An 856-nucleotide genomic window follows, 5' to 3' on the forward strand; every position below is an offset into this window, starting at 1 on the left:
TGAGCTGCGCATTGAGCGCGCAAGCAAATGTTATCGTAACCCCATTTATTGGCTTCACTGGCGGCGGGCAAGTCGAAGATGAAAACAAAAACACCTATGACATAGACCCTGCCCTCAGTTACGCCTTATCAATAGAAACACCTTTTGAAATGGGAAAAATCGGCCTTTTCTATTCTGCACAACCGACAGAACTCAAAGAGTTGTCGAACTCCGCCGATATCCATTATTTACAATTCCAAAGCAGCATTTACTATCCCCTCGCTGAAGGTTGGCAAAGCTATGTAGGGTTGGGGGTTGGCGGGTCTTACACCGACGTCGACTGGGCTGATAAAAAATACGGTTTTTCTGCCAGTGCTTTTGCCGGGTTAGAGTACGCATTTTCAAAAAACTTTGCTCTAACGGCACAAGTACGCTGGTTAGGTACGGTCGTAGATAATGACACATCTGGTGCATGCACTTTGCCATCTGATGGTTCAAGCTGCATCATCAAATTCGATACTGATTGGATGAACCAATTTCAGTCAAACGTAGGCTTTAGTTTTCGCTTTTAACTGAGGCAAATTAACCGGAACATTATCTATAGGGTGTGCAAAAGATAGTCGTACGCCCTAAATGATAAAAATAGTCCATAAGACCATTAAAATAGCAATATAGCAGTCATTTATTTCACCAAACCGCCTAACCAACCTTTCAGATCACCTATTTTCTCACTATTTAACAACATTAAAACCACACAAAACACTACTGTTAACATTTAGAATCTATTGCGCTCTGTATTATTAGAAGTTAGTCTGAATAACGAAAACAGATAAATATTTCAGTTTTATCAAACACACATCAACATAATAAGAGTTAA

General features: G+C 40.2%; 1 protein-coding gene. It reads left to right on the plus strand.

From position 1 onward, the window contains the following. A partial coding sequence (locus R7O13_RS25415; RefSeq protein ID WP_318305015.1) for an outer membrane protein occupies positions 1-551 on the plus strand: 551 nt, incomplete at its 5' end. Between the last annotated feature and the right edge of the window lie 305 nt (positions 552-856).

This window comes from Vibrio sp. Y176 (genome assembly GCF_033438945.1).